At 51.1% G+C, this 5055-nt stretch carries 3 protein-coding genes and 2 pseudogenes; 1 reads left to right on the top strand and 4 read right to left on the bottom strand.

Annotated features, from left to right (window positions below):
• A pseudogene (locus ACRBCU_RS16110) lies at window positions 1-263 on the top strand (type IV secretion system protein); the annotation flags it as partial.
• Window positions 264-366: 103 nt separating this feature from the next.
• On the opposite strand, the gene ACRBCU_RS16115 reads toward ACRBCU_RS16110, so the two are convergent.
• The 4 genes and pseudogenes from ACRBCU_RS16115 to ACRBCU_RS16130 all read right to left on the bottom strand — a co-directional run.
• Window positions 367-1167, bottom strand: coding sequence for an OST-HTH/LOTUS domain-containing protein (locus ACRBCU_RS16115; protein ID WP_431366415.1), 801 nt, complete (start codon window positions 1165-1167; stop codon window positions 367-369).
• Between the two features lie 247 nt (window positions 1168-1414).
• Window positions 1415-2821 carry a UvrD-helicase domain-containing protein gene (locus ACRBCU_RS16120; RefSeq protein ID WP_431366416.1) on the bottom strand — a complete coding sequence of 469 codons (1407 nt, stop codon included), beginning with the start codon at window positions 2819-2821 and terminating at the stop codon, window positions 1415-1417.
• Window positions 2814-4517 carry an ATP-dependent nuclease gene (locus ACRBCU_RS16125; protein WP_431366417.1) on the bottom strand — a complete coding sequence of 568 codons (1704 nt, stop codon included), beginning with the start codon at window positions 4515-4517 and terminating at the stop codon, window positions 2814-2816. The genes ACRBCU_RS16120 and ACRBCU_RS16125 overlap by 8 nt, the downstream gene beginning before the upstream one ends.
• Before the next feature lie 250 nt (window positions 4518-4767).
• Window positions 4768-5055 (bottom strand): annotated as a pseudogene (locus ACRBCU_RS16130) (type IV secretory system conjugative DNA transfer family protein); the annotation flags it as partial.

Raw genomic sequence — 5055 nt, forward strand, 5'->3', positions numbered from 1 at the left:
TGTTCCTCGCAGGCGGCATGATCATCGCCACCCCACTGATCGTCCGTTCAATCTCAGGCAATTTCATGATGGCCGGACCGCCAAGCATTCCTGGACCCGGCGGCTTCGCAAAGGGCTTGATTGGAACAAAAGGTTCGCGAGCAAGGGCGCGGTTTGGAAGTAGGTCTAATGCTGAGATCGCAGGGGCTGGGATGCGGCAGGCTAGCACTGCGACTGTTTCGATGGTTAAGCGCGTGGCGGAGAGGGCGAAGCGTTTGGAATAGTGTTTCGGCACTTGCCCAGCAATCACAAGATCGAACTTGCAGCCATGCAGACTCAAAAGCGCTTGTGGGATAGAACATAGCCATCAAGCGACGCTAGCGTAATTTAATGCTGCGTCTCGGAACTATCCTTCTCACGATAACAAGCGGTGCGCTGTCCATCCATTTCAAGATACCGAAGCTCTAAGATGGGTGCGTTATGCACAACCTGTCGCCAACTGAGGCATCCATACTTGGCGGGCAGTTGTTCTGGGTAACGCTTGGCAACCCATTTGCCAGCTGCAGCCACAGGTGCCCACCCATCGACAGCCAAAGCACTGAATGCTTCTCGCATCGCGCCCACTATGCCCGAGGCGTCCCAATTTACTTTTCCGTCGAGGGCAATTCCATTAACAAATAGCTCTTCGAATTCCTTCGACTGCAAGAATTCTGACATCGTATGCCGTATCTTATCCATGTCTTCGGCCCAATCACGAAGTTGTCCGAAGTGATGGTCGATAAGGTCGTATGCCATGATCAATGCATCTTGCGCGGCACGACATCCATCTGGGCTCCAGAGGTCTTGCTGGTCGATAAAGTGATGAACCAAATTGTTCCTTAGAACTACCATTTCTCTCAGATCACTTTCAACGCGGACGAACTCTGCATCCGGCAAGCCAAGTGACATCTGCATGGCGAACCAATTGACGTTCTCTGGAGAATTGGTTGTCGTCATTTCGGGAGGGTCGATCTCATCGGCAACGACATACGATCCAAGGAGATCACCAACCAAGGAGCCGAGCGTCTTGCGGGCCGCTTCGTCAATCTTCGTTGCCTTTGCCCGCTCCAAGTCATGAAACGGTCCTGAGACCTTGTGATGCGCCACCATGGCTTTAATCAGCCGCTCATACTGTTGTAACCGTAACATGCATCGACCCAGCAACCGCTGAACTTCTTGCTGAAGTGACTGCAGGTCTTCGTCGCCTAACATCGTCATAGTAAAATCCGGTCTCTGGCCCCGGTCATGTCAACCATAATTCGACCTTAGACGCGATGCTTTAGATCATCTTGCCCTCCAAACAGTCCAAAGATCTAACGTCACCGGCGCAGAGCCCGCATCTGTTGGGGTTTAACACATTCCGATACAGCTTCATCAAAACAGCAATTCAATACTGTCACGGATTCAGCAAGCTATTTTTTGAGCAAATAGTTATCGTTCTGGCTCCACGCGTCATCGCAACATAAAGGTTTCGTGCATCAAGTTGATCGGCGTTCAAAACAACAGCATGATCAGCCTCCAGCCCTTTCAAAAGTAACGTCGAGCCAATAGCAGCTAAGGGGAGTTGACGCCCGACGGCGCGGTTTTCTTCGCGAATTTGAATGGCGGCCTCGCTAAAGGTCAATGCCGCGTTTGACTGAACCAAAGACAACGCACGGAGGGTTGCGCGCAAGACGCCAGGCCGATAGCAACGCGACCCGGTTTGGGCCGAACAACACGACAGGATGCTAGCCAATCCAGAAAAGGTAGGCGCTTTTTCAACTTCTAGAGCAAGTAACTCTAGCTCGCTTGGATCCGTTCTCGCCTTACCGCTTTTAATGGCTTTCATGCGGCTTTGGACTCCCTCGGAACCAATGTTGGTAATTAGGCTCTCAGCAAGATCTAACGTCTCGCGGACTGAATACCCATCAGACAAATCTAGACCATTTGCATACGTGGTGAGATCCTTGAGATCAACTGGTTCAACTGCGACAATACCGGGAACATTTTTCGCAACCCTATATCGGCTTGCTGCTGACATGCTGTCGCCAATTACTAGCGAGGTTTCGTTCTTTGCCTTGTGAGCACATCGGGCCGCAGCAACAAGTTTTGAATGATCATTGTCGCCATCCAATTTGACCCATTTGACTGATTTGGGGGCTGCTGCCAAATCAACGGCACCCTCTGTAAGCAGTGCTTTTCGCACAGACAAGAGCCACTGCCCAAGCTCTTCGTTTCCGGCATTTCGCCACCTCCAGGGGGTATCTAGCTCAGAAATTTTTGGGAAATGTTTTGCAACATGCTTATCCCAATCAGCCAGCGGGTCATTCCCAAAACCGAATATTGCTTGCATCGGATCCGCCAAGACGCAACAGGGCAAATGTTTCGCAGCATAAAACATGATGGCGTGCTGATTGTGAGAGCAGTCCTGATACTCATCAACCAAGATGCGCGAATAGCTTGCTTGTAGCACATCAGTAATGTGGTTTGCCTTCAGAAGGCTCCACGCGGCCTTCCTGATCTTTAGATAGTTGGGTTTTTTGGGGTTTGCGCCCCCATCATATCCTGAACGCTCGGGGAACGTCGAAACCAACCTTATCGCCCAACCATCAATCGTCGCCAGCTTGTAACCACCAGTTGGTAGCTTCTCCTTGGCTAGTCTCTGCCGCAGGGCTGCCACCCCAGCGTTAGTGTGGGTCAAGACCAAAATAGGTTTGTCGGATTGGTTGCTGCGAAGCGCCTCTACAATGAGCTGTGTCTTTCCGCACCCAGCGGGGGCGATAACCATCCCACGCTCGATAGTTAGCAGATCAACATCAGCCATCGATGGCCCCTGACCACTTGAGAATTTCGCTTAGTAGATCCGGCAACTCGGAATGAACGCAGTTACCTAAATCTGGACCGATAATTGAATAGGCAGCCTCCTCCATATGGGAAATTCGCTTGAACCAAGAACCGCTACCGGCAGCTGCCGCCAATTGCCTGCGTTTCTCTTCGGTTATTTTATTGAACCAGTTGCTGAGATCGATCGGTCCTTCGCATGCGGTCCGTAAATGATCTAATATCCGTTGCTCTCCATGGAGTTCTTTCGCGTATGACCATAACTGCAAGACTGCTTCATCACTTACGCAATCAAAGAGTTCAGCCTCGATTGCCCAGCCTTCCGTCCACTTGAAGACCTTCCCACCCACGCCAATAAATTCTCTTTCATCTTTTTCTTTGGGTTGGACGTCATCATCCCGCAAGGTAGCTACATTATATCCCAACTTCAGGAAAGACATCGCAGATCGGTAGATTTTGCTTACGCCACCAGCATCGACCAAAACGCCACCTGCTGCGGCAAATGTCGAGTGCCCGCCCTCTGCCCGATAGCGGTCAAAACCACGAACCAGTCCGACTTCGGTAGCCCCCTCACAAACCAGCACGTTAGTCCCTAGAAAGGCCTCAGACGCGATGCGAAGCGTACCTTGAATTGCGTCATCAGCGCCCGCTTGAGCAACTGAATGCTCATCTCCACTTCTAATAACGTAGAGCTGTGGCCCGCTCAGCTCACGTAAAACAACTGGCGAATGGGTCGTCATAAATATCTGAAATAACGTTGCTTCGGCCTTCGAACCCAGCTCCAAAAGAAATTTGGAAATTCGATGTGGCTCTAACCCGATTTCCACCTCATCGACCAGCGCAATCGAGGCCGTCTCGGCAACCCGATTTTGAAGCCCAGCGACGAGCAGGCGACTTGATCCAAGGCCCAACTTTCTGAGCGGGACACCTTCTGAACTATGCAGCGAAATAGTGCTTCCTGAAAAATTCACAGAGTGTGCGTCCAGCATCGCTCGAACTGTATCCCCAACATCAACGCCAAGGGCTTGAGCCGCACCTGAGATGATGCCTAACGTATCTTTCAACTGGTCACCTGCGGTGTCTCCAAAGCTATTGCGAGCTTGCCGCGCTGCGTCAGCCAGTGCCGCAGATGCATCAGCTTTTTCCTCCGTTAGTGCGTTTAAAATTGAGCCGCGTTGCCATCCGAGATGTTGATTTGCAAAAACGCCTATACGGTTGGGCGCAGTATTAACCCTGTCGCCCCATGTCAGGCCTCTGGATAGGCCTTGAGCTTCCGCACGGTCAGATTTCAAATGCCATTGTGGCTCTAGGTCGTCACTAATTGTAAGCTGAACCGTAAGGACCGTCTCCGAACCCTCTGAGGGTTCATCTTCAAGGTTTCCCTCCTTGTCGAGCCCCAACAAAAAGGGGCCATAAGTATCAAGCGTTTTTAGTCCATCCTGCAAGTCACCGATAGTTGCTCGAATAATAATTTCGTCGTCCACTGACATATTGTAAAAGTCTGCATCCGTGACAGGGAGGTTGCGCCGAGCTCCCAAACACCAATCAATTGCGTCCAAGACTGTGGATTTACCGCTGTCACCGGGACCGACCAGACAGTTCATATTAGGGGAGGGAAACCAAACCAGTTTCTGGATGCTTCGAAAATTGTATACTTCTAGTTTTCGGATACGAGCCATTTAAAGTTCCTAATTAAGGTCAATGAGCACCAAACGCTTAAGGTTTCGATTGATTGCCAAGAGCACGCGAATTCAATCGCTTAACTCTAGGTTGTGCGCTATGAAAGAACAAGTTGACACGTTTTAAAAGCGCTGAAAGAATCTTGCATTGAACGTGCTCAAGGCCGAATTCGATTTCGCGCAGCCGATGTCTTCCCCCCCTATTTCCAAGTGTAATTTTTTCGCTTCTGCGAAAATCGGCTCTCCACCCTTATCCCCGAGCCGCCTCCTCCATAAACCTCTCTACCCGTTCACTTCCTGCTTGATACTCGCCCAAACTAGGCTTTTTGCCGGATGTGACGTCCCGCTCTTCGCTAGTCAATTCGTCTATCTCTTCGCGCCGTTTACCTTCACCATCAGCGCCATCCCCCGAAGCCTCTCTCGGCACTTCCAGAGCCCCAATCTTCGCCTCCAGCGCCTTGATCTGCCCTTGCAGCCCGCGCATCTGGTCACCAGCTGACGGATATGGCAGATCGCCGGTTTGCTTGTCGAAGATCTG

Source organism: Planktotalea sp. (genome assembly GCF_050633725.1).
GTDB lineage: Bacteria > Pseudomonadota > Alphaproteobacteria > Rhodobacterales > Rhodobacteraceae > Planktotalea.